Genomic DNA, 25,961 nt, shown 5'->3' with positions numbered 1-25,961 from the left:
AATTGGGAATACAGTTCGTGCGGTGCGGCACGCGGGTCAACGGGGACGATCATGCCACAACATCTCAGCGGCAGCACGCTCAAGCGTCAGGTGTTTTTCTGGCTGTCGGTCCTCGTCGGCTTCATTTTCTTCCTGTATCTGTTCAGCAGCATCCTGTTGCCGTTCATCGCCGGCATGGCGATCGCCTATTTCCTCGATCCGATCGCCGATCGGCTGGAGCGGCTCGGCCTCAGCCGCCTGATGGCGACGGTGGTCATCCTTGTGACGTTCCTGGTCGTCTTCGTGCTGGCGCTGATGATCCTCATCCCGGTGCTCGTCAGCCAGTTCAACGAGTTGGCGCAGCGGTTGCCCGGATACATCGAATTGTTGAGGACGCTGATCGCCGATACCCAGAACTCGGTCCTTCCCGAGTGGGTGAAGGCGCAATTGATCACCATCAAGGACAATTTTTCCGCCATTCTTTCGGAGGGCATGGGTTTCCTGACCGGCCTGTTTGCCCAGATCTGGAATTCCGGCAAGGCCATCGTCGACGTCATCTCGCTTCTGGTCGTGACCCCCGTCGTTGCCTTCTATATGTTGCTAGACTGGGATCGCATGGTCTCCAAGGTGGACCGCTGGATGCCGCGCGACTACGTCGACAGCGTTCGCCAGATCGCGTCCGAAATCGATCAGGCCGTCGCCGGCTTCATTCGCGGGCAGGGATCGCTGTGCCTGATCCTCGGCATCTTCTATGCTGTCGGCCTGTCGCTCGTCGGATTGAACTTCGGCCTGCTGATCGGTCTTTTCGCCGGCATGATCAGCTTCATTCCTTATGTCGGCTCGCTGGTCGGCCTGGTGCTCGCCATCGGTGTTGCCATCGTACAGTTTTGGCCCGACTACATCTGGGTTGGCGTCGTGTTCGCTGTTTTCTTCATCGGGCAGTTCATCGAGGGCAATATCCTCCAGCCCAAGCTCGTCGGCGAAAGCGTCGGGCTGCATCCGGTCTGGCTGATGTTTGCCTTGTTTGCCTTCGGTGCCCTTTTCGGCTTCGTCGGCCTGCTGGTCGCCGTACCGGCCGCAGCGGCGGTCGGCGTGCTTGTCCGCTTCGCGCTCTCGCGCTACCTTGACAGCGATCTCTATTACGGACGGGAGCGGCCGGCGCATATCCCCAATCCGGTGAAAGAAGACGAGATTCCTTGAGCCTACGACAATGACTGAACCCAAAAACACCGATGCAACGCGCCGCGGTGCGGAGCAACTCACCTTGCGCTTCGGCCACGAGGAAGCGCGCGGGCGTGACGACCTGCTGGTCAGCGACCCGCTGGCCGCTGCCGTGGCGATGATCGACCGCTGGCCGGAATGGCCGTCGCCCGTTGTCATTCTGGCCGGCCCTGTCGGCTCGGGCAAGTCGCATCTTGCCAGTATCTGGCGCGAGCGCGCTCATGCCGTCGACATCGTGCCGCTGATGGGTTCGGGGGCGTCGGAACAGGCGGCGGCGGGACCGGTCATTTTCGAGGATGCCGACCGGATCGCTTTTGACGAAACTGAGCTGTTCCACGTCATCAACAGCGTGCGCCAGCACGGCAAACACCTGCTGATGACCTCGCGCCTCTGGCCGATGTCATGGCCGGTGACGCTGCCGGACCTCAAGTCACGCCTGAAGGCGGCGACCACGGTCGAGATCGGCGAGCCGGATGAAGACCTGCTGAGCCAGGTGATCGTCAAGCTCTTCGCCGATCGGCAGCTTTATACGGATGACAAACTCGTGGCCTATATCGTCAATCGCATGGAGCGGTCTCTGGAAGCGGCGCAGACCATCGTCGACCGCCTCGATCGTCTGGCACTGGCCCGCGGAACACGCATCACCCGGCCGCTGGCCGCGGAGGTTTTGAATGCGCTGGGAAAGGACGACCAGCCCGATTGACTGTCATAGAAGTGTCGTCAAACTGTAATACGGGCCAAGGCGGACGAACAAAAAGGGCAGGGACATGGATACGGCGGTGAAAGACATGCAGACTACGGACAGCGGCACGGCGCCAGCGCCTGAAAACGAGTTGCTCAGCAGCCCGGCCCGCTTCATCAATCGGGAGTTCTCCTGGCTGCAGTTCAACCGGCGTGTCCTGGAAGAAACGCTGAACACGGCCCATCCGCTTCTGGAGCGGGTCCGTTTCCTGTCGATCTCGGCGGCCAACCTCGACGAGTTCTTCATGGTGCGCGTCGCCGGCCTCGAAGGCCAGGTGCGGCAAAGCATCAACGTGCGCAGCCCGGACGGCAAGACGCCCGCCGAGCAGATGGAGGAAATCCTCAAGGAGATCGACAACCTGCAGATGGAACAGCAGGCATCGCTCGCCGTTCTTCAGCAGTATCTCGCCAAGGAAGACATCCTCATCGTCCGCCCGGCCGCCTTGTCCGAGGATGACCGCACCTGGCTGACCGGCGAATTCGAGCAGTCGATGTTCCCGGTGCTGACGCCGCTGTCGATCGACCCGGCGCATCCTTTCCCCTTCATCCCCAACCTCGGCTTCTCGATGGGCTTGCAACTGGTCAGCAAACGCGACAAGGAGCCGATGACGGCGCTGCTGCGCCTGCCGACGGCGCTTGACCGCTTCGTGCGCCTGCCGGACGACGGCCCGGTGATCCGCTACATCACCCTTGAAGACGTCGTCGGCATGTTCATCCACAAGCTCTACCCCGGCTACGAGGTAAAGGGGTTCGGTACCTTCCGGCTCATCCGCGACAGCGATATCGAAGTCGAGGAAGAAGCCGAAGACCTGGTGCGCTACTTCGAGACGGCGCTGAAGCGCCGCCGCCGTGGCTCGGTCATTCGCATCGAGACGGATTCGGAAATGCCGGCGTCGCTGCGCCAGTTCGTGGTGCAGGAGCTCGGCGTGCCGGAAAACCGCGTCGCGGTTCTGCCCGGCCTGCTGGCGCTCAACACGCTGTCCGAAATCGCCAAGGCGCCGCGCGACGACCTGCGCTTCGAGCCCTACAATGCCCGATTTCCGGAACGGGTCCGCGACCATGCCGGCGATTGTTTCGCCGCCATCCGCGAAAAGGACATGGTCGTCCACCACCCCTACGAATCCTTCGACGTCGTCGTCCAGTTTCTCCTCCAGGCTGCACGCGATCCTGATGTTCTGGCGATAAAGCAGACGCTCTACCGCACCTCGAACGACAGCCCGATCGTCCGCGCCCTGATCGATGCCGCCGAAGCCGGCAAGTCGGTGACGGCGCTGGTGGAATTGAAGGCGCGTTTCGATGAGGAGGCCAACATCCGCTGGGCGCGCGATCTGGAGCGGGCCGGCGTGCAGGTGGTCTTCGGCTTCATCGAGTTGAAGACGCATGCCAAGATGTCGATGGTCGTCCGCCGCGAGGACGGCAAGCTTCGGACCTACTGCCATCTCGGCACCGGCAACTACCATCCGATCACCGCCAAGATCTACACCGACCTGTCGTTCTTCACGTGCAATCCAACGATTGCCCGCGACATGGCGAACGTCTTCAACTTCATCACCGGCTACGGCGAACCGGCGGCCAGCATGAAGCTTGCCGTCTCGCCCTACACCATGCGCTCGCGAATCCTCAGCCATATCGAGGAAGAAACCGTGCACGCCCGCAACGGCGCGCCGGCGGCGATCTGGATGAAGATGAATTCGCTCGTCGATCCGCAGATCATCGACGCGCTTTATGCGGCCAGCAATGCCGGCGTCGAAATCGATCTCGTGGTGCGCGGCATCTGCTGCCTGCGTCCGCAGATCGCCGGGCTTTCGGAAAATATCCGCGTCAAATCCATCGTCGGACGTTTCCTCGAACACAGCCGTATCTTCTGCTTCGGCAACGGTTTCGGCCTGCCGTCGGAAAAGGCGCTCGTCTATATCGGCTCGGCGGACATGATGCCGCGCAACCTCGACCGGCGCGTCGAAACGCTGGTGCCGCTGATCAACCCGACCGTGCATGCGCAGGTTCTCTCCCAGATCATGTTGGGCAATCTGATTGACAACCAGCAGAGCTACGAGATATTGCCGGATGGTACATCCAGGCGCATGGAAGTGCGCCAAGGCGAAGAGCCTTTCAACGCGCAGCATTATTTCATGACCAACCCCAGCCTGTCAGGCCGCGGGGAGGCTCTGAACTCCAGTGCGCCCAAACTGATAGCCGGCTGGATTTCCGGCAAGAAGAGATAACTGGAATTGCATGGTTGAATCTGAAGCTCAGGGGCGGCTACCTGGCATAGCTCCCGTTTCCGTCGTCGATATCGGTTCGAATTCCATTCGTCTGGTCATCTACGAGGGCTTGTCGCGGTCGCCGACGATTCTTTTCAACGAAAAGGTCCTGTGCGGTCTCGGCAAGGGGATGGCGCTGACGGGCAAGATGGATGAGGACAGCGTCCAGCGGGCGCTGTCGGCCTTGCATCGCTTCCGGGCGCTGTCTGACCAGGGGCGGGCGAGGACGATGTATGTACTCGCTACCGCCGCAGCGCGCGAATCGAGCAACGGCCCCGACTTCATTCATGCCGCCGAGCAGATCCTCGGCCAGCCGGTGCGGGTTCTTTCCGGCGAGGAAGAGGCGCAGTTTTCGGCGCTTGGCATCATCAGCGGTTTTTTTGATCCCGATGGCATCGTCGGCGATCTCGGCGGCGGCTCCCTCGAACTCATCGACATCAAGGGCAAGGATTTCGGCAAGGGCATCACGCTGCCGCTCGGCGGCCTGCGTCTTTCCGAATATGCCGGCAACTCGCTGACCAAGGCGAGCAATTTTGCCCGCAAGCACATCAAGAGCGCCGATCTTTTGAAGAACGGTGCCGGCCGCACCTTCTATGCAGTCGGCGGCACCTGGCGCAACATCGCCAAGCTGCACATGGAGATGCGGCAATACCCGCTGCACATGATGCAGGGCTACGAACTGCCGCTCGCCGAAGCCATGCGTTTTCTCGACGAGGTGGTGCAGTCGCGCGATTCCAAGAACCCGGCCTTTGCCGCCGTCTCCAAGAACCGTCGCGGCCTGCTTCCCTTCGGCGCCATCGCCATGCGCGAGGTGCTGGACGCAATGAAGCCGGCCAAGGTCTGTTTCTCGGCGCAGGGTGTGCGCGAGGGTTATCTCTATTCGCTGCTGTCCGAGGACGAACGCCGGATGGACCCGTTGCTGGCGGCAGCGGACGAACTGGCGATTTTGCGCGCCCGGTCTCCGGAGCATGCTCGCGAACTGGCCGAATGGACCGGTCGGATGATGCCCTATTTCGGCATCGAGGAAACCGCCGAGGAAAGCCGCTATCGCCAGGCGGCATGCCTGCTTGCCGACATCAGCTGGCGTGCCCATCCGGATTATCGCGGCCTGCAGGCGCTGAACATCATCGCCCACTCCTCCTTCGTCGGCATCACCCATCCCGGCCGCGCCTTCATCGCGCTGACCAATTATTATCGCTTCGAGGGCCTGCACGACGACGGCGCCACCGGCCCGCTGGCGGCCATCGCCACCCAGCACTACATCGACCGCGCCAAGCTTCTTGGCGGGCTTCTGCGGGTGGTCTACCTGTTCTCGGCATCGATGCCCGGCATCGTCCGCCATCTGAGCCTGCGCAAGTCGAGCAATCCGGATATCGACCTCGAATTCGTCGTGCCGCACGAATATATCGGCTTTGCCGGCGAACGTCTGGACGGACGGCTGCAACAACTGGGCAAGCTGACCGGTCGGCGGCTGGCTTTCGTTTTCGAGTAGGTGGCGGCGCTCCAACAAGCTTTAACAATATTTGTTAAAGCTTGTTGCGGGTGTTAAGATGTTGAAGGCTGGATCATGAAAGCGACAAACATGCGCACCCTTACCGTATCCTTAACGCCGCATCAGGCGGCGATGATGCAAAACGCGGTCGAAAACGGCGGTTATGCGTCCAACAGTGAGATCGTCCGCGATGCTCTGCGCCTGTGGGAGCAGCGTGAAGAAGTGCGGCAGTTGGAGCTGGCTCGCCTGAAAAAGGCGTACGACGAAGGCAAGTCCAGCGGTGAAGGCCGGGAAATTGACCTCGACACGCTGATGGCTGAGCTGAAAGCTGAAGCGCGTTCGCGTGGCTAAATCTGTTTTCAGCCCTCGCGCTGAGGAACAGCTGCGCGAAATCTGGCGCAGCATCGCGTTCGACAACGAACACGCCGCCGATGCCTTGCTCAGGTGGATTCTGGAAAAGACCGAATTGGCGGCCGGCCAACCTTTGATGGGTTCACCCCGGCCGGTGTTAAGCCCTACAGCCCGGATTTTGATCGAGGGACGCTACATCGTCATTTATGAACCTATGCCATACGGCATCTTGGTAGTGGCCATAGTCTACGGCCCGCGTGACACGACGAATTGGCTCGACTGAGATGGGGAAGCCGCGACTTCACGCGGTCTCATATTCGGCGGATGGGAAACGATGCCGCACCGCGCATCCCGAAAGACGCGCGATGCAGCTTTTGCGGTCTTACTTCGCGTTCAGGAATTCACCCACTTCCAGCAGGCTGAATTCGTTGTTGTCGGCCTTGTCCACGGCGCGGCCGGCGGAGAAGGGCAGGTTGTTGTCATTGCCGATGATGATGTGGGTGGCGTCGACGCGGTCGACGTTCTCGATCGTCACGAACGGCATGTCGTAGATGCCTGCCTGGCTGCCGGCCTGCTTCTTGTTGTCGGGGTCTTCGATCTTCAGGAGGTCGATGTAGCCGATCTTGCGGGCGGCCTGGCCGACGTTTGCGTCGTTGAACTCGATCTTGTAGACACGCTTCAGCACGGCCGGCGCATCGAAGCAATCCGGCTTCGGCTGCTTCGGATCGGCGCAGGCCTTGTCCGGCGTGCCGGCACCGTTGTCGCGCTCGATGACGAGGGCGGTCGTTTCGTCGAGCATGTTGAAGTCGCCGATTGCGACGCCCTTTTCGTTCAGCGGATAGAGCCAGCTGCGGCCCGTCCAGGCCTTGCCGGCGACGTCGAACTCGATGATGCGGGTCGCGGTCTTGCCGTCGGCCTTCTCGACCGAGCCGTCCTCGAGGAAGAGCGGGCCTTCGAGCAGGCCGTAGAGCTTGGCGCCGTCCTTGCTCATCGCCAGGCCTTCGAAGCCGCCGGAGCGCTTCAGGTTGAAGACCGGCAACTTCAGCGTCGGGTTGGCCGGAACGGTGAGCGTCGGATTGTCGGGCGAGGTCACCGCCTTGCCGTCGACGAGCGTCGGGAAGACATCGGTGAGGCGGCCTTCGGTGTCGAATTTCAGCAGGTAGGGACCGAATTCTTCACCGACCCAGAAGCCGTCAGCGGTCGGCTGGATCGATTCGACGTCGAAGTCGGCGCCGGTCAGGTAACGCTTCTCAGCGCCTTCGAGCGTGATCGGGAACGGCGCCTTCTTGTCCGGGTCCGTGAGGAAGATGTGCTTGACGACGTCGGCCTTGCCGGTCGCCCAGTCGAACTTGACATTGTGCAGCATCAGGGCGGCGTCGGAAGAGTTGATCTTCGAGCCGAAACCATTGTCGGACAGCGACCAGAACGAGCCGTCTTCCATGGTCTTGATGCCGGAGAAGCCCTGCATCGGCTGGCCGTCGAGGGGCAGCTTGACGTCGGTGATACGAGCGCCGTCCTTGCCCGGAACGGTGCCGAACGCTTCGGTGCGCTTGCGGTCGGGCGTCGTGAACTTGCCGGAGGTCTTCAGGAATTCCGGGGCATCGGCAGGGGCGGCAATGATGGTGTTTGCCGGAATGATGACCTGACCAACCAGCTTGGCCTTGAATTCGGTTTCGTCGGCGAATGCCTGGCCGGCGAAGAGCAGGCCGAGTGCAGCAGACGTCAAAAGGATTTTGTTCATCGTTTCAACCCTGTGAAATGGAGGATAACGACGGATGCGTTAAGGCGCGAAGATGTCGGCGCGATAAAGGTCAGGTGAAGCTTTGGTGACGGGCAACAGCGGCCAAAGGGCGGATTTTACTCCGCCGGCTGCCCGACGATCCGGGCCTGCAGCAGGTTTGCAGCGCTTTCGCGAACCCGGGTCAGCGACATCACCCCGATTTTCTGGCCGCGGCCGCGTACGGCGTGTTCGCCGAGATAGTCGGCGTTGATCGTCGGCGGCAGCGTCAGGCGCTGCGCCAGTTCCTCGGAGATCAGTACGGGCCGTTCCAGCGAGCGGCACAGGCTTTCCAGGCGGGCGGTGGTATTCACCGTGTCGCCGAAATAGGCGATCTTGTGGTGATCGACGCCGATTTCGGCGGTGATGATCTCACCGCCGTGCAAGGCAGCGCGCAGCCGTGGCATCTGCCCGAACTTGGCGATCCACTTGCCTGAATTGCCCTCGATCTGTTCGATGATCTCGAAGACACAATTGACGCAGCGGGCATGCTTGATGCCGCGTTCCAGTGGCCAGGTAATGATCACCGCATCGCCGATATAGTCATCTATGGCGCCCCTGTAGCGGCGAACCGGCTCGGCGAGGGCGGTAAACAGGGCGGCGAGGAATTGCTGGGTGCGCAGGTCGCCGTGCTTTTCGGCGAAGGAAGTCGAGCCGACGAGATCGATGAACAGAAACACCCGTTCTTCCTGCACCGGCTTGCGATAGCGTCCGAGCAGCAGGTTGGTGAAGATGTCGCGGCCGAGGAGTTCGCGGACACGCAGCATGAAGGTGATCGTACCCGTCACCACGAAACTGTAGATCACCACGTTCCACGGCAGGATGAAGACCTCCTTCCATGGCGCCGAAATGGCACCGACGAGGTTCAGCAGCGTTCCCCCGGAGATGTAACCTGCAAGGACCAGGAAATAATAGGTCACGATCGATAAAAGCAGGAAGGCCGGTGTCGAAAGCCCATGCAGCCAGGCATGGAAGCGCGGCAGCACCAAACGCCGTTCGAAGGCGATCAACGGCATGCCGATGAAGAGGGAAAAGATCGCGCCGATCAGCGGGCGATTGCCGTAGACGAGCATGCTGTAGGCGACGCCGCTCAGCGCGACTGCTGCCACGACTAGGGTCCAGGAGATAATGACGTCCCGTTTCATAGAGCGATCCAGCAGTTTGGGCGGTGCTTGCAAGCCCGGACACCGTGCGAGCGAATATAGTTAGCCGCAGCCGGCTTCGCCAGCGATTCGGCCCGCTCCCGATGGAAAATCTCCGATGCTTGGAGCATTTCCAGCAAAAGTGCGGAGCGGTTTTGCGTCCGGAATTGCGTAAAACAAATCTAAAGCTGGACGGCTTCCACGCGCTTGCCGACGAAACGCAAGGCGACGTTGCCGCTGATCAGCTGCAACGCCGTTTCGCCGAACAGGTCGCGGCGCCAGCCCGACAGGGCAGGGACTTCGGCCTTGTCGCCCTCGGAAGCGATCTTTTCGAGGTCGTCGCTGTTGGCGAGCACCTTGGCGGCGACGCCATGCTTTTCCGCCGTCAGCTTGAGCAGGACCTTGAGGAGTTCGGTGGCGGCGGCGGCCCCTTCGGGCGCCTGGTTGTGGCGTGGCACGTGCGGCATCTCGGATTTCGGCAGGGCCAATGCTGCATTGACGGCCTCGACGACGGCAGCACCGCCGGTCGAGCGCTCCCAGCCCTTGGCGACGGTGCGCAGGCGCGACAGCGCCTCGGTATCCTTCGGCTGCTGCTGGGCGATTTCGTAGATGGTGTCGTCCTTGAGTACCCGTGAGCGCGGCACGTTGCGGTTGCGCGCCTCGCGTTCGCGCCAGGCGGCGACGAATTTCAGCACCGCGAGTTCCTGCGGCTTCTTCAGCCGCATCTTCAGCCGCTGCCAGGCATCGTCCGGATGAATGTCGTAGGTTTCTCGCGCTTCGAGGATGTCCATTTCCTCACGCAGCCAGGAGGCGCGGCCTTCGCGCTCGAGCTGTGCCTTGAGGGCGAGGTAGATCTCGCGCAGATGCGTGACGTCGGCCAGTGCATAGTCGAGCTGCTTTTCCGACAGCGGCCGCCGGCTCCAGTCGGTGAAACGCGAGGACTTGTCGATCTGCACGCCCTTCACCCGCTGCACCAGCTGGTCGTAGGACACCGAATCGCCAAAACCGCAGACCATGGCGGCGACCTGCGTGTCGAAGATCGGATGGGGGATGAGATTGCCGAGATGATAGACGATTTCGATATCCTGCCGCGCTGCGTGAAACACCTTCAGCACATTGGGATTGGCCATCAGCTCGAAAAACGGCGCAAGGTCGATGCCCTTCGCCAGCGGATCGACCAGGACTTCCGTATCGGGGCTCGCCATCTGGATCAGGCACAGCTCCGGCCAGAAGGTCGTCTCGCGGAGAAACTCCGTATCGATGGTGATGAAGTCGGATTTGGCGAGTTCTGCGCAGGCTGCCTTCAGGTCGGCGGTGGTTTCGATCATCTCAATTCATTCGTCGGACAGGGATTACGATCTCGTGATCTTTCCTTCTCCTTTCGGCCTCCGATGTCAATACAAGTGGTCATGTAACGCGCAAATAGCCGGTCATCCCGGTCTTCTGGTGCTCGATGATGTGGCAATGAAAAACCCAGTCGCCGGGATTGTCCGCCACCACGGCCAGTTGCACTTTCTCATCGGGAAGGATGAGGTAGGTGTCGGAAACGAACTGTTGGATTGGTCGCGCCGAAGACGAGACCACCTTGAAGCTCATCCCGTGCAGGTGGATCGGATGAATATGCGGCGTCGGATTGGCGACCTCTAGGATGTAACTTTTGCCGAGCTTCATCTCGGCGAGCGGGGCGGTCGGATCGGCGGTGTCGCCGGGCCAGGGCCGCTTGTTGATTGCCCAGAAGGAGTAACCCAACGTGCCGCAGATGCTGTCGACCGCGGCATTTTCAGCCGTGGCGCTGAGGACGAGCGGGATGTTTTGTGCCGTGCCGAGATCCGGTTCCGGCACCGGGTTCCTGCCGAGCGGGCCGATATCCCGCAAGTCGCGCTTCAGCGAAGGTCCGACGGCCCGCAGCCTTGCGACGATCTTCGGCTTCGATCCCCTGATATCCTCCAACTCGACGATGGTGCCTTCCGTATCCGGCATGCGGACGGCGAGGTCGAGCCGCTGGCCCGGTCCGATCATCAGGAAATCCAGGGCAAAACGGTTCGGCACCGGATTGCCGTCGATGGCGATCACATGCGCTTCCGCGCCGTTCAGCTTCAGCGAATAGAGGCGCGTCACGTCGCTGACCACCAGGCGCAGGCGCAACAAGCCACCGGCGGGGGCATCGTATTGCGGTTCCTGCTGCCAGTTGGCGGTGCGCAATGTGCCGTAGGTGCCGGCCTTGGCCGCATCGCGCGCCTTGAATTGCTCGATGAACTGGCCGTTGCCGCCAAGCCGCCAGTCGCGCAGGTTGAGGGCGATTTCGGCATCGAAGACCGGATCGTCCGGGTCCTCGACGATCAGCATGCCCGTCATGCCCCGGCCCATCTGCGTCAGCGTGTTGCAATGGGGGTGATACCAGAAGGTGCCGGCATCCGGCGGAGTGAACAGATAGTCGAAGCCGTCGCCGGTATAGACGTAGGGCTGGGTCAGGAAGGGAACGCCGTCCATCGCATTGGGAATGCGCAAGCCATGCCAGTGAATGGTGGTCGGCTCGTCGAGACGGTTTTCCAGCCGGGCGGCAAAGGGTTTGCCTTTCGCCATCCTGAGTGTCGGCGGCATGCCGTCGGTGCCATAGGTCATCACGCCTTTGGTGGCAGCAGCCCCGGAGAGGGTGGCTTCCGTCGAGCGCGCCTCCAGCAGCACCGGCTTGGGCTTTGCGAAGGCGGCGCCGAAGCGGGCGGCGGCGCCGATGCCGAGGCCATAGGCTCCGGCAACGAGCGCCGAGGCTTTGAGCAGGTTGCGGCGGCTGAACTGGGCCATGGTCGTCTCCGGCTTGGAGCAATTCCAGCAAACGTGCGGAGCGATTTTGCGTCCGGAATTGCGTAAAAACAAAGAGAAGAGCGGAAATGCTCCTGTGTTGCCTCACTCTTAAAGTTGAGCAGGCGCGTCATCAATCCCCGGACGCCCGGCATCTTGCCGCAGCCTATTTGTTCTCCGGCTTATCCTCGGAGGGCGGGGTCGCCAGCTTGTTAAAGAAGGTGGAGGTCCGGAGCAGGTTGCGGAAGCTCATTGTCCGCCTTTCCGTCGGCACGCCCTCGCGCACCGTCATGCGCTGCACGGTGTAGCCGAGGAAAAGCGCCAGCACGACGGCCATGTAGATGAACAACGCATGCGGGCCGAAGATATCCAGCATGAAGGAGGCGAAGAGCGGGCCGATGACCGCGCCGATCGACCAGAAGAACAGGGTGCCGGCCGAAACCAGTGCGTGTTGCCCTTCCTTGGCATGATCGTTGGCATGCGCCGAACAGAGCGAATAGAGCGGCATGGCGAACGCGCCGAAGAAGAAGATGCCGGCATAATTCAACAGGGTACTGTCGCCGGCGACGAAGGCGATGAAGACACCGGCGGCCAGCGACCCCAGCGTCGCGACGAGGATGATCTTGCGCCGGTCGAGCTTGTCGGAATAGTGCCCCAGCGGATATTGCAACACCACGCCGGCGAAGATGCCGACGCTCATGAAGGTGGCGATGGCGGCAATCGACATGCCGATGCCTTCTGCATAGACCGGCCCGAGCGAGCGGAAGACCGAATTGGTGAGGCCGACGACGACACAGCCGACCGTCGCCAGCGGCGAGATCTGCCACAGCGTCTTGACATTGAAGCGCACCGCATCCGGCGGTTCGGGGCTGCTGCGGTCGGCAAACGAGATTGGCACCAGCGACAGCGTCAGCGCCATGGAGATGATGGCGAACAGCTGGAAGCCATCGATGCCGACGGTGGGGATGAGATATTGCGCCAGCGTCACCGAGCCGAGATCGACGAAACGGTAGACGGAGAGGGTGCGCGCCCGGGTGGCATTGGTGACACGGGCATTCAGCCAGCTTTCGACGACGGCAAACAACCCGGCAAAACAGACGCCCTGGATCAGCCGCATCAGGAACCAGAAGAACGGATCGATCAGCAACACCATGGAAATCGACGCCGCGGACGCAATGGCCGCCAGGGCTGAAAAGGCCCGGATATGGCCGATCGAGCGGATGACGCGGGTGATGTAGACGCAGCCGATGGCGAAGCCGAGATTGTAGCCGGTGCCGACCAGGCCGATGACCGAAGGAGAAAAGCCTTCCTGCAATGCCCGAAGCGAGATGAAGGTACCCTGCAAGCCGTTGCCGCCGATCAGGATCCCCGCTGTGACGAGAAGGGGAATCAGGGGGCGAATCTGGTTCATGAAACTGGCCTGCTATGCGGGGGAAGGCATGAAAGGGCGAACGGCGGAAAAGATGCTTCCTTATTAGCCAAGCTTGCCGCATAAAGACAGCTTAAAACGTGCGCCTCCGGGGTCGAGCCTTGACAAATCGGAGCGCACGTGCGCTTTTCCGCCCGATTTTCCATCGGCAGCTGGATAGGCCGCATCCGCGCCTTCGCCGCCGGCCCCAAGAAGTCCAGGATAGAATACGATGCATCGTTACCGCAGCCACACCTGTGCCGCCCTCCGCAAGTCGGACGTCGGCTCGACCGTCCGCCTGTCCGGCTGGGTTCACCGCGTCCGCGACCACGGCGGCGTTCTCTTCATCGACCTGCGCGACCATTATGGCATCACCCAGGTCGTCGCCGATCCGGACAGCCCGGCCTTCAAGGCGGCGGAAACCGTGCGCGGCGAATGGGTCATCCGCATCGACGGCCTCGTCAAGGCGCGTTCGGAAGACACCGTCAACAAGACCATGGCGACCGGCGAAATCGAGCTTTACGCCCAGGACATCGAAGTCCTGTCGGCCGCGAAGGAACTGCCGCTGCCGGTGTTCGGCGAGCCGGACTATCCGGAAGACGTGCGCCTGAAATACCGCTTCCTCGACCTGCGCCGCGAAACGCTGCACAAGAACATCGTCAAGCGCACGCAGATCATCTCCGCCATGCGCTCGGGCATGGCCGATGCCGGTTTTGCCGAATACTCGACCCCGATCCTGACGGCTTCTTCGCCGGAAGGCGCGCGTGACTTCCTCGTGCCCTCGCGTATCCACCAGGGCAAGTTCTTCGCGCTGCCGCAGGCGCCGCAGCAGTACAAGCAGCTGCTGATGGTTGCCGGTTTCGACCGCTACTTCCAGATCGCGCCGTGCTTCCGTGACGAAGACCCGCGCGCCGACCGCCTGCCGGGCGAATTCTATCAGCTCGACGTCGAGATGAGCTTCGTCACCCAGGAAGACGTCTGGAACACGATGGAGCCGATGATGACGGCCGTGTTCGAGAAGTTTGCCGACGGAAAGCCGGTCACCAAGGAGTGGCCGCGCATTCCCTACGACGTGGCGATCCGCAAGTACGGCTCCGACAAGCCGGACCTGCGCAACCCGATCGTCATGGAAGAAACCACGAAGCACTTTGCCGAATCCGGTTTTAAGGTGTTCGCGAACATGATCGCCTCGAACCCGAAGGTCGAGATCTGGGCGATCCCGGCCAAGACCGGCGGTTCCCGCGCCTTCTGCGACCGCATGAACGCCTGGGCGCAGAGCCAGGGCCAGCCGGGCCTCGGCTACATCTTCTGGAAGGAAGAAGACGGCAAGATCGGCGGCTCCGGCCCGCTCGCCAAGAACATTGGCGAAGAACGCACCGAGGCGATCCGCCAGCAGCTCGGCCTCGAAGCGGGCGACGCCTGCTTCTTCGTCGCCGGCGAACCGTCCAAGTTCTACAAGTTCGCAGGTGAAGCCCGCACCCGCGCCGGCGAGGAGCTGAACCTCGTCGACCGCGACCGCTATGAAATGTGCTGGATCGTCGACTTCCCGTTCTACGAATGGAGCGACGAAGAAAAGAAGCTCGACTTCGCGCACAACCCCTTCTCGATGCCGCAGGGTGGTCTGGAAGCGCTGGAAAACCAGGAGCCGCTGTCGCTCAAGGCCTACCAGTACGACGCGGTCTGCAACGGCTTCGAAATCGCTTCGGGCTCGATCCGTAACCAGTCGCCGGAACTGATGGTCAAGGCCTTCGAAAAGGTCGGCCTCAGCCAGCAGGACGTCGAAGACCGTTTTGGCGGCATGTACCGTGCATTCCAGTACGGCGCGCCTCCGCATGGCGGCTGCGCCTTCGGTATCGACCGCGTGGTCATGCTGCTCGTCGGTGCGAAGAACCTGCGCGAAATCTCGCTCTTCCCGATGAACCAGCAGGCCCAGGACCTGCTGATGAACGCTCCTTCGGAAGCGACGCCGACTCAGCTGCGCGAACTGGCGCTGCGCGTGATCCCGCCGCAGAAGAAAGACTGACGCTAAAACGGTTGCGACAATCAACCTATCGGAACTGCGGCCCTCGTGCCGCAGTTTTGCGTTGCAATATGCGCATCGCCTTTATGACATTTTTGTAAAATGTCACGCAAACTTCATGCCCGATTGAGCTTTGCTTAAATCTTTCACGCGATTCTTGAAGGTGAAGATTTATCAGTAGGTGTCCGCATGTCGTTTTTTCTCGCCAACCTCAAAATTGCCCATCGTGTCATGTTGCTTGGGCTCGTCGCTCTTGCCGGCCTTGCCATGATCGCGGCGATCTTTCTTGGCCAGCGGCAGGTGGAGGCGCAGTACCGCGCCGCAGCGGAAGCCCTGGCAAGCAGCGAGGCCAATGTCGGCCGTGTGAATGCTGCCATTCGAGACAGCCTGCTCTGGGAACAGGATTTCCTGCTCAACAAGAAAGAGGAGGATGTCGGCCAGTTCGAACAGGCCCGCGCCGAGGCACAGCGTCTGCTCGACGAGCTGAAGGCCGGTGCTGACCCGCAGGTCGGCGGCCTGATCTCGGCGGTCCAGGCGGCGCTCGGTCATTACACGCAGGCGTTCGAGACCTTGGTGAAGGCCAACCGCGCGCTTGGCCTCACCCCGTCATCCGGTCTCGAAGGGGCGATGCGGAGCGCCGTGCATTCCATCGAAAAGCAGCTGCAGTCGGTCGATGACAGCGAAATGCGGGCAAGCATGCTGATGCTGCGCCGGCACGAAAAGGATTTCATCCTCCGCCGTGATGCCGCCTACATCGAAAAGCATGCCGCCGAAGTCCAGAATTTCACCGTGCTGGCGAAAAAGCTCTTCCGTCCCGGCGCGCAGCGCCAGCGGGTCATGGAAGCGCTGGACGTTTACGGCAGCGCGTTCCGGCTGTACTCGGCATCGACCCTGGAGGAGGCGGCGGCACGCACTTCTGTCTCCGATGCTTATGCCGCCATCACGCCCGTCATCGGTGAGGTATTGAGCGCCTATGCCGAAGCGAAGGATGCCAATCTGCGTGAAAACCAGCACGTCGCACAACGCAACCTGATCATCGTCAGCGGCTTGCTGGCCGCGACCGTCGTCATCCTGTTGACGAGTGTTTTTGTCATCGGACGGTCGATTGCCGGTCCGGTCGTGTCGATGAGCAGCGCGATGCATCGCCTTGCAACCGGCGAAACGGCTTTGAAGATTCCCGGACTCGGCCGGAAGAATGAAATCGGCGAAATGGCGAAGGCCCTGGATATCTTCCGCCAGGCGGCCATCGCCAAACATGCCCTGGAAGACGAAGCACGCGAAGCGCGCCTGGCTGCGGAGGCCGACCGGCTGCGCATGCAGGAAGAGGCGGAGGCGGCTGCGCGCGACCGGCTGTCTCATGCAACAGCCGCCTTGGCCAATGCCCTCAACCGCCTTGCCGGCGGCGACCTTTCCTTCGCGATCGCCGAGCCTTTCGCGCCGGATTTCGAGAGCCTGCGCCACGACCTGAACCAGACGCTGCGCCAGCTTGGCACGGTCATGGGCGATATCGCCAACTCCACCGCATCCATCGATGGCACCAGCCGCAAGATCAGCGGCGGTGCCGGCGATCTGGCGCAGCGCACCGAACAGCAGGCGGCTTCGCTCGAGGAAACCGCTGCGGCACTGGACGAGATGACGGCGAACGTCACCCAGGCATCCCGACGTGCCCAGGAGGCACGCGATGTCGCCAGCCGTGCCCGTACCAGCGCCACCAAGACCAGCACACTGGTCGAAGAGGCAATCAATGCCATGGGACGTATCGAGGAAAGCGCCGGCACCATCACCAGCATCATCGGTGTGATCGACGAGATCGCTTTCCAGACCAATCTTCTGGCGCTCAACGCCGGTATTGAGGCGGCACGGGCAGGCGAAGCCGGTCGCGGTTTTGCCGTCGTCGCGCACGAAGTCCGCGCGCTGGCGCAGCGTTCGGCCACCGCTGCGCAGGAGATCAAGCAACTCATCGAGCGCTCCAACGCCGGCGTGGAGGAGGGCGCTCGCCATGTGCGCGACACCAGCACCGCGCTGCGCGAGATCGGCGACTTCGTCCACGTCATGGACAGCCACATGGATGCCATTGCCGTCGCCACCCGAGAGCAGGCCACCGGTCTGGCCCAGATCAACGCCGCCATCAACATTCTCGACCAAGGCACGCAGCAGAACGCCGGCCTTGTCCAGGAAAACAACGTATCGAGTTCAGTCCTCGCCGACGAGGCCGACCGGTTGCGCGAGCTGGTGTCGCAATTCCGCCTGGCGGCCGCCACATCCGGTCGCCCTGCATCCCACGAGGGCGATCGGCTCGCGGCTCGAAAGGTCGCCTGATTTCTCAGGCGCAACCCGCGTCCACCGGGTTGCGCCACGCCTCCCTGAATAACTCCCCATCTCCGGCCGTCAATTTGCCGGAAAAGAACCTGCTGCCGGACAACGTCCAGTTTTCAGAAAGCCGCAATGCACGCGGAACCTGAGACGCCTGCAGATGCAGGGTTCAAGAGTTTTCAAAGGGGGTTATCGTGACTGACGACATGCATTCCGCATCCGATACGCCGGATGAGGCGCCGCAACCGGCCGCCGGGCCGCGCCCATCCCTGACCGCGATGTCGCGCTCGCCGGGCCTGAAATTCTTCATGATCGGCTTCATTTCGCTTGCCCTTTTGGTGCCGGCGCTGCTGGTCTGGGGGCTGACCGAAGAGCGTGCCAGCCGCGCCGCGGAAATCTCCGCCCGCATCGCCCAGGGGTGGGGCGGCCCGCAGACCATCAACGGTCCCTATCTGGCCGTTCCTTTCTACGTCAACCAGCAGAGTGTCGTGGACGGCAAGACCGTTTGGCAGAGCGTCACCAACTGGGCGCTGATCATGCCGGAAAAGCTCAACATAGATGCCGGGCTGACGACGGAAGAGCGTCGCCTGTCGATCTACAAGCTGCCCGTCTACAATTCCAAGATCACCCTGTCGGGCAGTTTTCCCGCCTCGCTTAAGGAAGACGTCGCTGGCCTCGGCGGCCAGCCCGACATGCAGCGTGCCATGCTGGTGATGAATATCGGCGATATCTCCGGCATCCGCTCCGACGCGGCCATCAGCATCGATGGTGGCGAGAAGGCATCCTTCCAGCCGGGCATGAAGTCGATCACAGCGACCAGCGGCGCCTATGTCTACGGCAGCCGTCCGGATTCCGGCATTCATTTCATCCCGCCGGCCGACAAGCTGACGAGCGGCTTTGATTTCGCCATCGATCTGTCGCTTAACGGATCGAGCAGCTTCGCGGTGGCGCCGGCCGGACAGACGACGGTGCTGACGGCCCGCGCCAACTGGCCCCACCCCGGCTTCGAGGGACGTTTCCTGCCGGAAGAAAAGACCATCGCCGAGACCGGTTTCGATGCGAAATGGACGATCCCCTATCTCGCCCGCGGTGTCGACCGGGTGGTGCTCGGCTCCGACCTGCCGCTCAGCGATAGCCTGATGACGGTCAATCTGGTCGAGCCGGTAAAATTCTACCAGGTGGTCAGCCGCACGCTGAAATATGCGATCGCCTTCATCTCCGTGGTTTTCCTGGCGGTGTTCATCATCGAGCTGAAGAGCGACCGCATGGTCCATTGGATCCAGTATGTGCTCACCGGCCTGGCGTTGATCATTTTCTACATCATGCTGCTGGCGCTTGCGGAACATACCGGCTTCGAAATCGCCTATCTGGTGGCATCGGTGGCGACGATCCTGCTGATTGCTTCGTATGTCGCGGTGGTGCTGGAAAGCTGGAAGAGCGGCATCCTGCTGGGACTGGTTCTGACGCTCGCCTATGCGGTGATGTACCTGATCCTGCGCGAGGACGAATATGCGCTGCTCGCCGGTGCGCTGATCTCCTTCGTCACCATCGCGGCCACCATGTATTCGACCCGCAACATCGACTGGTCGACGGGTGGCAATCGCAAGAAGGCGGGGCAGGAGGTGACGCCGTTGCCGGCCGAATAGGAAAGTGTGGCCGGATCCTGTGGGAACAATCGGTGCGTTCTGCGGTTAGTGGGTGGGACGCATCAACAGGAGATGGACATGCGCAAGACTTTTCTGGCCGCATCGGCGGCAATGGTGATGGTTTCCGGAGCGGCTTTCGCCCAGGACACCATCATCGTCCAGCAACCCGATCCGACGGTCACAAATTCCACCGTCGTGCTTCCGGGAGAGGTCCGCACCTACGTTATGGAGCAGCAGGTGCCATCTGTCGTCTATGAAGGCGACGTCGTGGTCGGCTCGCCGCTTCCCGACACCGTGGAAATCCACGCGGTCGATGGTTACGGCGATTATGCCTACAGCGTCGTCAACGAAAGGCGGGTGATCGTCAATCCGCAGACGCGCATGGTCATTCAGGTTTTGGAATAAACGCAGGTAGAGCAATTCCAGCAAAAGAGCGCAGCGGTTTCGCGTCCGGAAATGCTCCAAACAAAAAAGACCCGCATGGGAAAACCTGTGCGGGTCTTTTGTCTCGACAGTGGTAAGAACCCCTGAAACAGAACGAGCCCGGTTTTGGCCGGGCTCGCTGTTCATGCGCCTCTGCGAGGCTTACATTTCGTCGTTGGCCGAAACCGTCACGCCAAGCAGGGCCGGGATGCTGTTCGGAGCACCCATGGCGGCGCCGAGGATCTGCGGGAACGGAACCGCCTTTTCAGGGGCTGCTGCGACCGTCAGGCTCTTCGGATCGTCGAGATAGGTGTTGACGGCCTCGGTAACCGAGTTCTGCAGTTCCGGAATGTTCAGCTGGCCGATCATGATCGGAACCATGGCCTTCAGCGACTGAGCCATCTGCTCACCTGTGACACCCTGCTGCGAGCCGGCATAGTCCAGCAGGCGCTTGGTGATCGACGCATCCTCGAAGGAAACCGACGCGCTGTTGAAGCTGAGCTGCTGCATCAGGCCCATCATCGCCATACCGGCTGCTGCCTGGGCCTCTTCCTTGTTCGGATTGGTTTCCATCGCCTTCATCTGGTCCTGCATCGACTTGATGAGTTCGAGCGTGTAGCCGGAGATGCTGAAGGCCAGCGACAGGTTGCCGATGTCCTTGAAATCGAAGCTGTAATTGGTGACGTCGAGCGTGCCGGTCTTGACGTCCCAGCCGCCGGCCATGTTGATTTCGCCTTCCAGCGTCGTCAGGCCGATCTTCTGCAGCGTGTCCTTCGCCTGCGGGTCTTCGACCTTGGTCAGGTCGCCCTTCAGGCCGGCAGCGGTTGCTTCGAAGTCGAAACCGGCGTCGCCATCGCGCTTCGACAGGGAGAAATCGGTGCTGGCGAGCGAGAACAGTTCGGCGCCGGCCTTGGTGACGCTGACCGGACCGACATGGCCTTCCTCATACATCATCATCGAGTCGAGCGTGCCCTTGGTGGCATCGGCCGGAACCGTGATGTTGCTGAGCGAAATGTCGGAAGCGGTGACGGTCACGCCTTCATTGGTAAGGTTGATGTTGTCGAACGCGGCCTTCTCGATCGTGTAGCCGCCACCATTTTCTTCGACGCCGGTCAGGACGATATTGCCGATCGGTGCGCCTTCGCCGGCAGCTTCGGGGCTCGGGATACGAACCTTGACACCCGTCAGGGTAACATTCGAGCCATCGACATTGATCGAGGTCGGGTGCAGCGTGGTGCCCTGGAAGGCCGCATTGAGCTTTGCAACGAGGTCGTTGCCATCGAGGGCGAAGGCGGAACCGCTCAGCGTCAGGAAGGTCGCGGCGGTCAAGGCGTAGCGAATAGTGCGGAGGTGTTTCATAACGTGTCCTTCTTTGTGAAATTTGACCGAGAAGCCAGCCAGTCAGGTCTATAAACGTTTGTGGTCGTTGTTATATTCAGCGGATATTCGAGCACCAGACGATGCGCCGAACTGTTTTTGGTAAAAGCGACGGGGCACAATGTAAGGCACATTGTGGCGGCGAAAAGGGAGATGCCACAAAACTGTTTCGTGGCGATGTTTCCTACGTAACCATCGGTTAAAAGCTGCTTTAACTTGTGGATTTTACGCACCGATGACGCCTGTGCAGTGCACTATCCACAGGCGGATGCCCTGGATTCCTTGCCGGGAATCGGCTTGTCGTCTAGTCAAGTCACATGGGTAAGGATATTTTGCCACCATCGGATGGCGACGACAACATCGTACCGGTCGACTTGAAGGCGGCGCTCGAGGAGCGTTATCTCGCCTACGCGCTGTCGACCATCATGCATCGCGCCCTGCCGGATGTCCGCGACGGGTTGAAGCCGGTACATCGCCGCATCGTCTACGCCATGAGCGAAATGGGGCTCAGGCCGAACTCCGCTTTCCGCAAATGCGCCAAGATCGTCGGCGAAGTGATGGGTAACTACCATCCGCACGGCGACCAGGCGATCTACGATGCGCTGGCGCGTCTGGCGCAGGATTTCTCGCTGCGCTATCCGCTGGTCAACGGCCAGGGCAATTTCGGCAACATCGACGGCGATAGCCCGGCCGCGATGCGTTACACCGAATCGAAGATGACGGCGGTCGCCGAACTTCTGCTCGAAGGCATCGATCAGGATGCGGTGGATTTCCGCGACACCTACGACGAGTCGAATTCCGAACCGGTGGTTCTGCCCGGTGCCTTTCCGAACCTTTTGGCAAACGGCGCCTCCGGCATCGCCGTCGGCATGGCGACGTCCATCCCGCCGCACAATGCCCATGAGCTTTGCGATGCGGCGCTGCACCTGATCAAGCATCCGGATGCCAGCGTCGAGAAGCTGGTGGAATTCATTCCCGGCCCGGACCTGCCGACCGGCGGTATCATCATCGACAGCCATGCCAGCATCGTCGAGGCCTACAAGACCGGCCGCGGCGGTTTTCGCGTGCGCGCCAAGTGGCAGACCGAGGATCTTGGCCGCGGCGGTTACCAGATCGTCGTCACCGAAATCCCGTTCCAGGTGCAGAAGTCGCGGCTGATCGAAAAGATCGCCGAACTGCTGATCGCCCGCAAGCTGCCGCTGCTGGAGGATGTGCGCGACGAATCCGCTGAAGACATCCGCGTCGTGCTGGTGCCGAAGAACCGGACGGTCGATGCGACGCTGCTGATGGAATCGCTGTTCCGTCTGACGGAACTGGAGAGCCGCCTGCCGCTCAACATGAACGTGCTCTCCCTCGGTCGTGTGCCCAAGGTGATGGGCTTGGGCGAGGTGCTGACAGAATGGCTGCAGCACCGCAAGGAGGTGCTCGTCCGCCGTTCGCGTTTCCGGCTGGCCGCCATCGACCGGCGTTTGGAGATTCTGGGCGGCTTCCTGATCGCCTACCTCAATATCGACGAGGTGATCCGCATCATCCGCGAGGAGGATGAGCCGAAGCCGGTGATGGTTGCCCGCTTCAATCTCACCGACAACCAGGTCGAGGCGATCCTCAACATGCGGCTGCGCTCCTTGCGCAAGCTGGAAGAATTCGAGATCCGCACCGAATTCGACAACCTGACCAAGGAAAAGGCCGAGATCGAGGCGCTGCTTTCCTCCGACGACAAGCAGTGGCAGACGGTCGCTTGGGAAATTGGCGAGGTCAAGAAGAAGTATGCCAAGGCGACCGAACTCGGCCGCCGACGCACACAGTTCGCCGACGCGCCGGACGCCGATGTCGAGGCGATCCAGCAGGCGATGATCGAGAAGGAGCCGGTGACCGTCGTCGTTTCGGAAAAGGGCTGGATCCGGGCGCTGAAGGGACACATTTCCGATACGTCCGCCCTGACCTTCAAGGAAGGCGATGCGCTGAAGGTGGCGTTCCCGGCGCAGACCACCGACAAGATCCTGCTCGTCACCACCGGTGGCAAGGCCTATACGCTCGGCGCCGACAAGCTGCCGGGCGGGCGTGGCCATGGCGAGCCGTTGCGTATCATGGTCGACATGGAAAACGACCAGGACGTGCTGACGGCCTTCGTCCACGATCCGAACCGCAAGCTGATCCTCGCCTCCACCTCGGGTAACGGCTTCATCGTCGCCGAGAGCGAGATGATCGCCAATACCCGCAAGGGCAAGCAGATCATGAATGTCAGCATGCCCGACGAGGCGAAATTGGTCGTGACCGTTTCGGGCGATCACGTCGCCGTCGTCGGCGAAAACCGCAAGATGCTGGTGTTCCCACTCGTGCAGCTTCCGGAGATGGTGCGCGGCAAGGGCGTACGCCTGCAGCGTTACAAGGACGGCGGTATTTCCGACATCCGCTGCTTCTCCATCGCCGAGGGCCTGACTTGGGAAGACAGCGCCGGCCGGACGTTCACGAAGAACAAGGACGAACTGGCCGAATGGCTCGCCGAACGTGCTTCCGCCGGGCGCACCGTGCCGAAGGGTTTTCCGCGTAGCGGGAAGTTTTTGGGGTAGGCTTCGGGAAACGAGGCCCGCCTATTGCGGTGAGTAGGGAACGGAGACATCCCTTAGGAACCGTGCGGCTCCTTCCTCGTCGATATCCCCGGCGGCTACGGCGAGAACGAAGGTATAGAGATTTGCCTCTGTCGTTTCGATCTCAAAGCCGTTTTCCATGAGAAAGACAGCGGCGGCCACGATGGCAATACGTTTGTTGCCATCGATGAAGGCATGGTTCTTGGCCAGGCCATAAAGATAGGCTGCTGCGAGTTCGATGATATCGTCGCAGCCATAGGCGGCCTTGTTGATCGGCCGCGCAAGCGCCGATTCCAGTATCCCCTCATCACGCAGGCCAAAGGCGCCGCCGAAACGTTCGATCTGCATCTGGTGCAATCGTTCGACGACGACGCGACTAAGAAAGATCGGTGTCATTCATTCCGCCAGCTTCTTGAGAGCGACCTTGTATTTTTCCATAAAATATTCCGCCGCCTGGAGTTGGCGATTGAAGTCCTCTTCGACGGGCCGCAGGTGGAGGCCACCGTTCTCCGCCGTGAGATCCAGCGTATCCCCCGCCTTCAAGCCCAGCCGGTCGAGGATTTCTTTTGGAATGATCACGCCTTCGGAATTGCCGATCTTGCGGATGGTGACGTTCATCGCGAATTCCTTCAAGTTATAACAGGGTTATAACATTGATCCGCGCCGTCGGCAATCTTGCCGTTCAGTGAGGATGGGAGGTCGCCAGGATGCGCGAGCGGCTGCGCATCTGCCACAGCGAATAGCCGATCAGCGCACCGATGAGGATGCCGCCGCCGGCGAGGCTTTGCAGCGCGGGCACTTCGGAAAAGATCATCCACACCCAGATGGGGGCAAGGATCGTTTCCAGCAGGTAGAACATGCCGACTTCCGAAGCCGACAGGTAGCGCGGCCCCGTCGCCAGGCACCAGAAGGCGAGCGGCAGCATGATACCACCGTCGAGCATGACCCAGAAGGGGTTGGCGACATGATAGTCACCGCCCGGCAGAACCATCAGCAGCCCGAAGGCGGCGGGAATGACGGTGGCGATCAGCGGCACGAAACCCATGTCCCGCTGCGTCGCCCGGCCGATGGTGATGGCGCCGCCGATCAGCAGCGCGGTTAGCGCCGAGAGCAGGTCGCCGAGCCAGTGGCCGGCGGAAAGCCCGCCTTCGACGATGAAGCCGACACCGACGATCATGATCGCCATCGTCACCAGCGTCGAAATACTGGGTTGCTCGCGCAGGAAAAGCCAGGAGAGCAAGGCGGCGAACATAGGGGTAAAGGCGACGATGAACACGACGTTGGCAGTGGTGGTGTTGAACACCGCGCCGAGGAAGGCGATCGACGACAGGCCATAGAGCAGGGCGGCAAAGGCCGCGGCCCGGCCGGGAACGAGCGCCGGGCGGGCCGTCGTGAAGTGACGCACCAGGAACCACAGGACAAAGGTCGCGGCAACCGTCGTCAGGCTGCGAAGCGTGATCACCGACCAGACGTCGCCGTTGCCGAGCCGTACCAGCGGCACGTCGAGCGACAGGGCCAGCCCGCCGATGGTGGTCAGAACAAGGCCTTTGGTGTGGCTCGACATTTTCGGGAAGGGCATGATCAATCGTTCTGGACGTCGCCGTCGGCCGGCGTAAAACGTTCCCAGCCGCGGGCCATCAGGTGTTCCTGCGGCAGGAAGCGGGTCTTGTAGTCCATCTTCCGCGAACCGCGCACCCAGTAGCCGAGATAGACATGCGGCAGGCCGAGCTGCTTTGTCCGGCGGATATGGTCGAGGATCATCAAGGTGCCCAGCGACCGCTTCTCAAGGTCGGGATTGAAATAGGAATAGACCATGGAAAGCCCGTCGCTCATCATGTCGGTGAGGGCCGCGGCGATCAGCTCCCCGCGCGGATTGCGGCGCAGGCCAGCGCCTTCCTCGCGAATGCGGTACTCGATGATCCGGGTATTGACGTGGGTATCCTCGACCATGATCGCATAATCGAGCGCCGACATGTCGGACATGCCACCGCGCTGATGGCGATGGTCGAGATAATGGCGGAAGAGCGAATATTGCTCGGTCGATGGCTGAGCCGGATATTCCGTCGAGATGATGTCTTCGTTGGCGGCCATCACCCGCCGCATCGAGCGCGTCGGTTCGAATTCGCCGGCGATGATGCGCACGGAAATGCAGGAGCGGCAGGCTTCGCAGGCGGGACGATAGGCGATGTTCTGAGACCGGCGGAAACCGCCCTGGGTGAGCAGGTCGTTCATCTCCGGCGCCCGCGACCCGACGAGATGGGTGAACACCTTGCGTTCCATCTCGTTTGGCAAATAAGGACAGGCAGCAGGAGCCGTCAGATAGAACTGCGGTGAAGGTGCGGCCTGTGTATTCATTGCGGCGGAGTTCAATCCCTTTTCACGTCGATGGCGATCCTACCATGGCGTAAGATTAAAAAACGTCA

At 61.4% G+C, this 25,961-nt stretch carries 21 protein-coding genes; 11 read left to right on the top strand and 10 right to left on the bottom strand.

Annotated features, from left to right (window positions below):
- The first annotated feature begins 51 nt into the window (after positions 1 to 51).
- From ACSQ3I_RS19665 to ACSQ3I_RS19640, 6 genes are all read left to right on the top strand, one after another.
- On the top strand, positions 52 to 1,179 hold the full coding sequence (locus tag ACSQ3I_RS19665; protein ID WP_436001683.1) for an AI-2E family transporter: 1,128 nt from the start codon (positions 52 to 54) through the stop codon (positions 1,177 to 1,179).
- A 10-nt stretch (positions 1,180 to 1,189) separates the two neighbouring features.
- Entirely contained in the window at positions 1,190 to 1,903 is a 714-nt protein-coding gene (hdaA, locus tag ACSQ3I_RS19660) for a DnaA regulatory inactivator HdaA (protein WP_436001682.1), read from the top strand.
- A 64-nt stretch (positions 1,904 to 1,967) separates the two neighbouring features.
- Positions 1,968 to 4,163, top strand: a complete 2,196-nt coding sequence (locus ACSQ3I_RS19655; protein WP_436001681.1) for an RNA degradosome polyphosphate kinase — start codon at positions 1,968 to 1,970, stop codon at positions 4,161 to 4,163.
- A 10-nt stretch (positions 4,164 to 4,173) separates the two neighbouring features.
- Positions 4,174 to 5,694, top strand: coding sequence for an exopolyphosphatase (gene ppx / locus ACSQ3I_RS19650; protein WP_436001680.1), 1,521 nt, complete (start codon positions 4,174 to 4,176; stop codon positions 5,692 to 5,694).
- 75 nt (positions 5,695 to 5,769) lie between these two features.
- Positions 5,770 to 6,045, top strand: coding sequence for a type II toxin-antitoxin system ParD family antitoxin (locus ACSQ3I_RS19645; RefSeq protein ID WP_436001679.1), 276 nt, complete (start codon positions 5,770 to 5,772; stop codon positions 6,043 to 6,045).
- Positions 6,038 to 6,328: a type II toxin-antitoxin system RelE/ParE family toxin gene (locus tag ACSQ3I_RS19640; RefSeq protein ID WP_436001678.1), complete on the top strand. Its 291-nt coding sequence runs from the start codon at positions 6,038 to 6,040 to the stop codon at positions 6,326 to 6,328. The genes ACSQ3I_RS19645 and ACSQ3I_RS19640 overlap by 8 nt, the downstream gene beginning before the upstream one ends.
- Positions 6,329 to 6,427: 99 nt before the next feature.
- Here the strand turns inward: ACSQ3I_RS19640 and ACSQ3I_RS19635 are convergent, their stop codons facing one another.
- From ACSQ3I_RS19635 to ACSQ3I_RS19615, 5 genes are all read right to left on the bottom strand, one after another.
- Entirely contained in the window at positions 6,428 to 7,786 is a 1,359-nt protein-coding gene (locus tag ACSQ3I_RS19635; RefSeq protein ID WP_436001677.1) for an esterase-like activity of phytase family protein, read from the bottom strand.
- 116 nt (positions 7,787 to 7,902) lie between these two features.
- Positions 7,903 to 8,967, bottom strand: a complete 1,065-nt coding sequence (locus ACSQ3I_RS19630; protein ID WP_436001676.1) for an adenylate/guanylate cyclase domain-containing protein — start codon at positions 8,965 to 8,967, stop codon at positions 7,903 to 7,905.
- Positions 8,968 to 9,146: 179 nt separating this feature from the next.
- On the bottom strand, positions 9,147 to 10,292 hold the full coding sequence (rnd, locus tag ACSQ3I_RS19625; protein ID WP_436001675.1) for a ribonuclease D: 1,146 nt from the start codon (positions 10,290 to 10,292) through the stop codon (positions 9,147 to 9,149).
- A gap of 79 nt (positions 10,293 to 10,371) precedes the next feature.
- Positions 10,372 to 11,766 carry a multicopper oxidase family protein gene (locus ACSQ3I_RS19620; protein ID WP_436001674.1) on the bottom strand — a complete coding sequence of 465 codons (1,395 nt, stop codon included), beginning with the start codon at positions 11,764 to 11,766 and terminating at the stop codon, positions 10,372 to 10,374.
- Positions 11,767 to 11,929: 163 nt separating this feature from the next.
- Positions 11,930 to 13,174: an MFS transporter gene (locus tag ACSQ3I_RS19615; RefSeq protein ID WP_436001673.1), complete on the bottom strand. Its 1,245-nt coding sequence runs from the start codon at positions 13,172 to 13,174 to the stop codon at positions 11,930 to 11,932.
- Positions 13,175 to 13,403: 229 nt separating this feature from the next.
- Between ACSQ3I_RS19615 and aspS the strand changes: the two genes are divergently transcribed.
- The 4 genes from aspS to ACSQ3I_RS19595 all read left to right on the top strand — a co-directional run bounded on the left by aspS (position 13,404) and on the right by ACSQ3I_RS19595 (position 19,555).
- Entirely contained in the window at positions 13,404 to 15,194 is a 1,791-nt protein-coding gene (gene aspS / locus ACSQ3I_RS19610; protein ID WP_436001672.1) for an aspartate--tRNA ligase, read from the top strand.
- A 186-nt stretch (positions 15,195 to 15,380) separates the two neighbouring features.
- On the top strand, positions 15,381 to 17,510 hold the full coding sequence (locus tag ACSQ3I_RS19605; protein ID WP_436001671.1) for a methyl-accepting chemotaxis protein: 2,130 nt from the start codon (positions 15,381 to 15,383) through the stop codon (positions 17,508 to 17,510).
- Between the two features lie 188 nt (positions 17,511 to 17,698).
- Positions 17,699 to 19,150 carry a cell envelope integrity protein CreD gene (gene creD / locus ACSQ3I_RS19600; protein ID WP_436001670.1) on the top strand — a complete coding sequence of 484 codons (1,452 nt, stop codon included), beginning with the start codon at positions 17,699 to 17,701 and terminating at the stop codon, positions 19,148 to 19,150.
- 78 nt (positions 19,151 to 19,228) lie between these two features.
- On the top strand, positions 19,229 to 19,555 hold the full coding sequence (locus tag ACSQ3I_RS19595) for a DUF1236 domain-containing protein (RefSeq protein WP_436001669.1): 327 nt from the start codon (positions 19,229 to 19,231) through the stop codon (positions 19,553 to 19,555).
- Between the two features lie 180 nt (positions 19,556 to 19,735).
- Here ACSQ3I_RS19595 and ACSQ3I_RS19590 read toward each other — a convergent pair whose 3' ends face one another.
- A complete protein-coding gene (locus tag ACSQ3I_RS19590; RefSeq protein WP_436001668.1) occupies positions 19,736 to 20,932 on the bottom strand; it encodes a hypothetical protein in 1,197 nt (398 codons plus the stop codon).
- A gap of 335 nt (positions 20,933 to 21,267) precedes the next feature.
- On the opposite strand from ACSQ3I_RS19590, the gene parC reads away from it, so the two are divergent.
- Positions 21,268 to 23,520, top strand: a complete 2,253-nt coding sequence (gene parC / locus ACSQ3I_RS19585; RefSeq protein WP_436001667.1) for a DNA topoisomerase IV subunit A — start codon at positions 21,268 to 21,270, stop codon at positions 23,518 to 23,520.
- Between the two features lie 21 nt (positions 23,521 to 23,541).
- On the opposite strand, the gene ACSQ3I_RS19580 is transcribed toward parC, so the two are convergent.
- The 4 genes from ACSQ3I_RS19580 to ACSQ3I_RS19565 form a co-directional block, all read right to left on the bottom strand.
- On the bottom strand, positions 23,542 to 23,934 hold the full coding sequence (locus ACSQ3I_RS19580; protein ID WP_436001666.1) for a type II toxin-antitoxin system death-on-curing family toxin: 393 nt from the start codon (positions 23,932 to 23,934) through the stop codon (positions 23,542 to 23,544).
- Entirely contained in the window at positions 23,935 to 24,156 is a 222-nt protein-coding gene (locus ACSQ3I_RS19575) for an AbrB/MazE/SpoVT family DNA-binding domain-containing protein (RefSeq protein WP_436001665.1), read from the bottom strand.
- A 64-nt stretch (positions 24,157 to 24,220) separates the two neighbouring features.
- Positions 24,221 to 25,117, bottom strand: coding sequence for a DMT family transporter (locus ACSQ3I_RS19570; RefSeq protein ID WP_436001664.1), 897 nt, complete (start codon positions 25,115 to 25,117; stop codon positions 24,221 to 24,223).
- Positions 25,118 to 25,119: 2 nt separating this feature from the next.
- Entirely contained in the window at positions 25,120 to 25,893 is a 774-nt protein-coding gene (locus ACSQ3I_RS19565; protein ID WP_436001663.1) for an arginyltransferase, read from the bottom strand.
- Positions 25,894 to 25,961: the final 68 nt, after the last annotated feature.

This window comes from Rhizobium sp. LjRoot30, assembly GCF_964253915.1.
GTDB lineage: Bacteria > Pseudomonadota > Alphaproteobacteria > Rhizobiales > Rhizobiaceae > Metarhizobium.
The sequence above is the reverse complement of the archived record's forward strand: the minus strand, read 5'-3'. Positions and strand labels throughout refer to the sequence as shown.

Bases quoted from the DNA above. Each gene is read 5' to 3' on its own strand.
- ACSQ3I_RS19565 (WP_436001663.1), bottom strand. From the start codon at position 25,893: ATGAATACACAGGCCGCACCTTCACCGCAGTTCTATCTGACGGCTCCT.
- ACSQ3I_RS19655 (WP_436001681.1), top strand. From the start codon at position 1,968: ATGGATACGGCGGTGAAAGACATGCAGACTACGGACAGCGGCACGGCG.
- ACSQ3I_RS19645 (WP_436001679.1), top strand. From the start codon at position 5,770: ATGAAAGCGACAAACATGCGCACCCTTACCGTATCCTTAACGCCGCAT.
- ACSQ3I_RS19580 (WP_436001666.1), bottom strand. From the start codon at position 23,934: ATGACACCGATCTTTCTTAGTCGCGTCGTCGTCGAACGATTGCACCAG.
- ACSQ3I_RS19575 (WP_436001665.1), bottom strand. From the start codon at position 24,156: ATGAACGTCACCATCCGCAAGATCGGCAATTCCGAAGGCGTGATCATT.
- hdaA (WP_436001682.1), top strand. From the start codon at position 1,190: ATGACTGAACCCAAAAACACCGATGCAACGCGCCGCGGTGCGGAGCAA.
- rnd (WP_436001675.1), bottom strand. From the start codon at position 10,292: ATGATCGAAACCACCGCCGACCTGAAGGCAGCCTGCGCAGAACTCGCC.
- ppx (WP_436001680.1), top strand. From the start codon at position 4,174: ATGGTTGAATCTGAAGCTCAGGGGCGGCTACCTGGCATAGCTCCCGTT.
- ACSQ3I_RS19570 (WP_436001664.1), bottom strand. From the start codon at position 25,117: ATGCCCTTCCCGAAAATGTCGAGCCACACCAAAGGCCTTGTTCTGACC.
- ACSQ3I_RS19635 (WP_436001677.1), bottom strand. From the start codon at position 7,786: ATGAACAAAATCCTTTTGACGTCTGCTGCACTCGGCCTGCTCTTCGCC.
- ACSQ3I_RS19595 (WP_436001669.1), top strand. From the start codon at position 19,229: ATGCGCAAGACTTTTCTGGCCGCATCGGCGGCAATGGTGATGGTTTCC.
- ACSQ3I_RS19605 (WP_436001671.1), top strand. From the start codon at position 15,381: ATGTCGTTTTTTCTCGCCAACCTCAAAATTGCCCATCGTGTCATGTTG.
- ACSQ3I_RS19665 (WP_436001683.1), top strand. From the start codon at position 52: ATGCCACAACATCTCAGCGGCAGCACGCTCAAGCGTCAGGTGTTTTTC.
- ACSQ3I_RS19620 (WP_436001674.1), bottom strand. From the start codon at position 11,766: ATGGCCCAGTTCAGCCGCCGCAACCTGCTCAAAGCCTCGGCGCTCGTT.
- ACSQ3I_RS19630 (WP_436001676.1), bottom strand. From the start codon at position 8,967: ATGAAACGGGACGTCATTATCTCCTGGACCCTAGTCGTGGCAGCAGTC.
- parC (WP_436001667.1), top strand. From the start codon at position 21,268: ATGGGTAAGGATATTTTGCCACCATCGGATGGCGACGACAACATCGTA.
- ACSQ3I_RS19590 (WP_436001668.1), bottom strand. From the start codon at position 20,932: ATGAAACACCTCCGCACTATTCGCTACGCCTTGACCGCCGCGACCTTC.
- aspS (WP_436001672.1), top strand. From the start codon at position 13,404: ATGCATCGTTACCGCAGCCACACCTGTGCCGCCCTCCGCAAGTCGGAC.
- ACSQ3I_RS19615 (WP_436001673.1), bottom strand. From the start codon at position 13,174: ATGAACCAGATTCGCCCCCTGATTCCCCTTCTCGTCACAGCGGGGATC.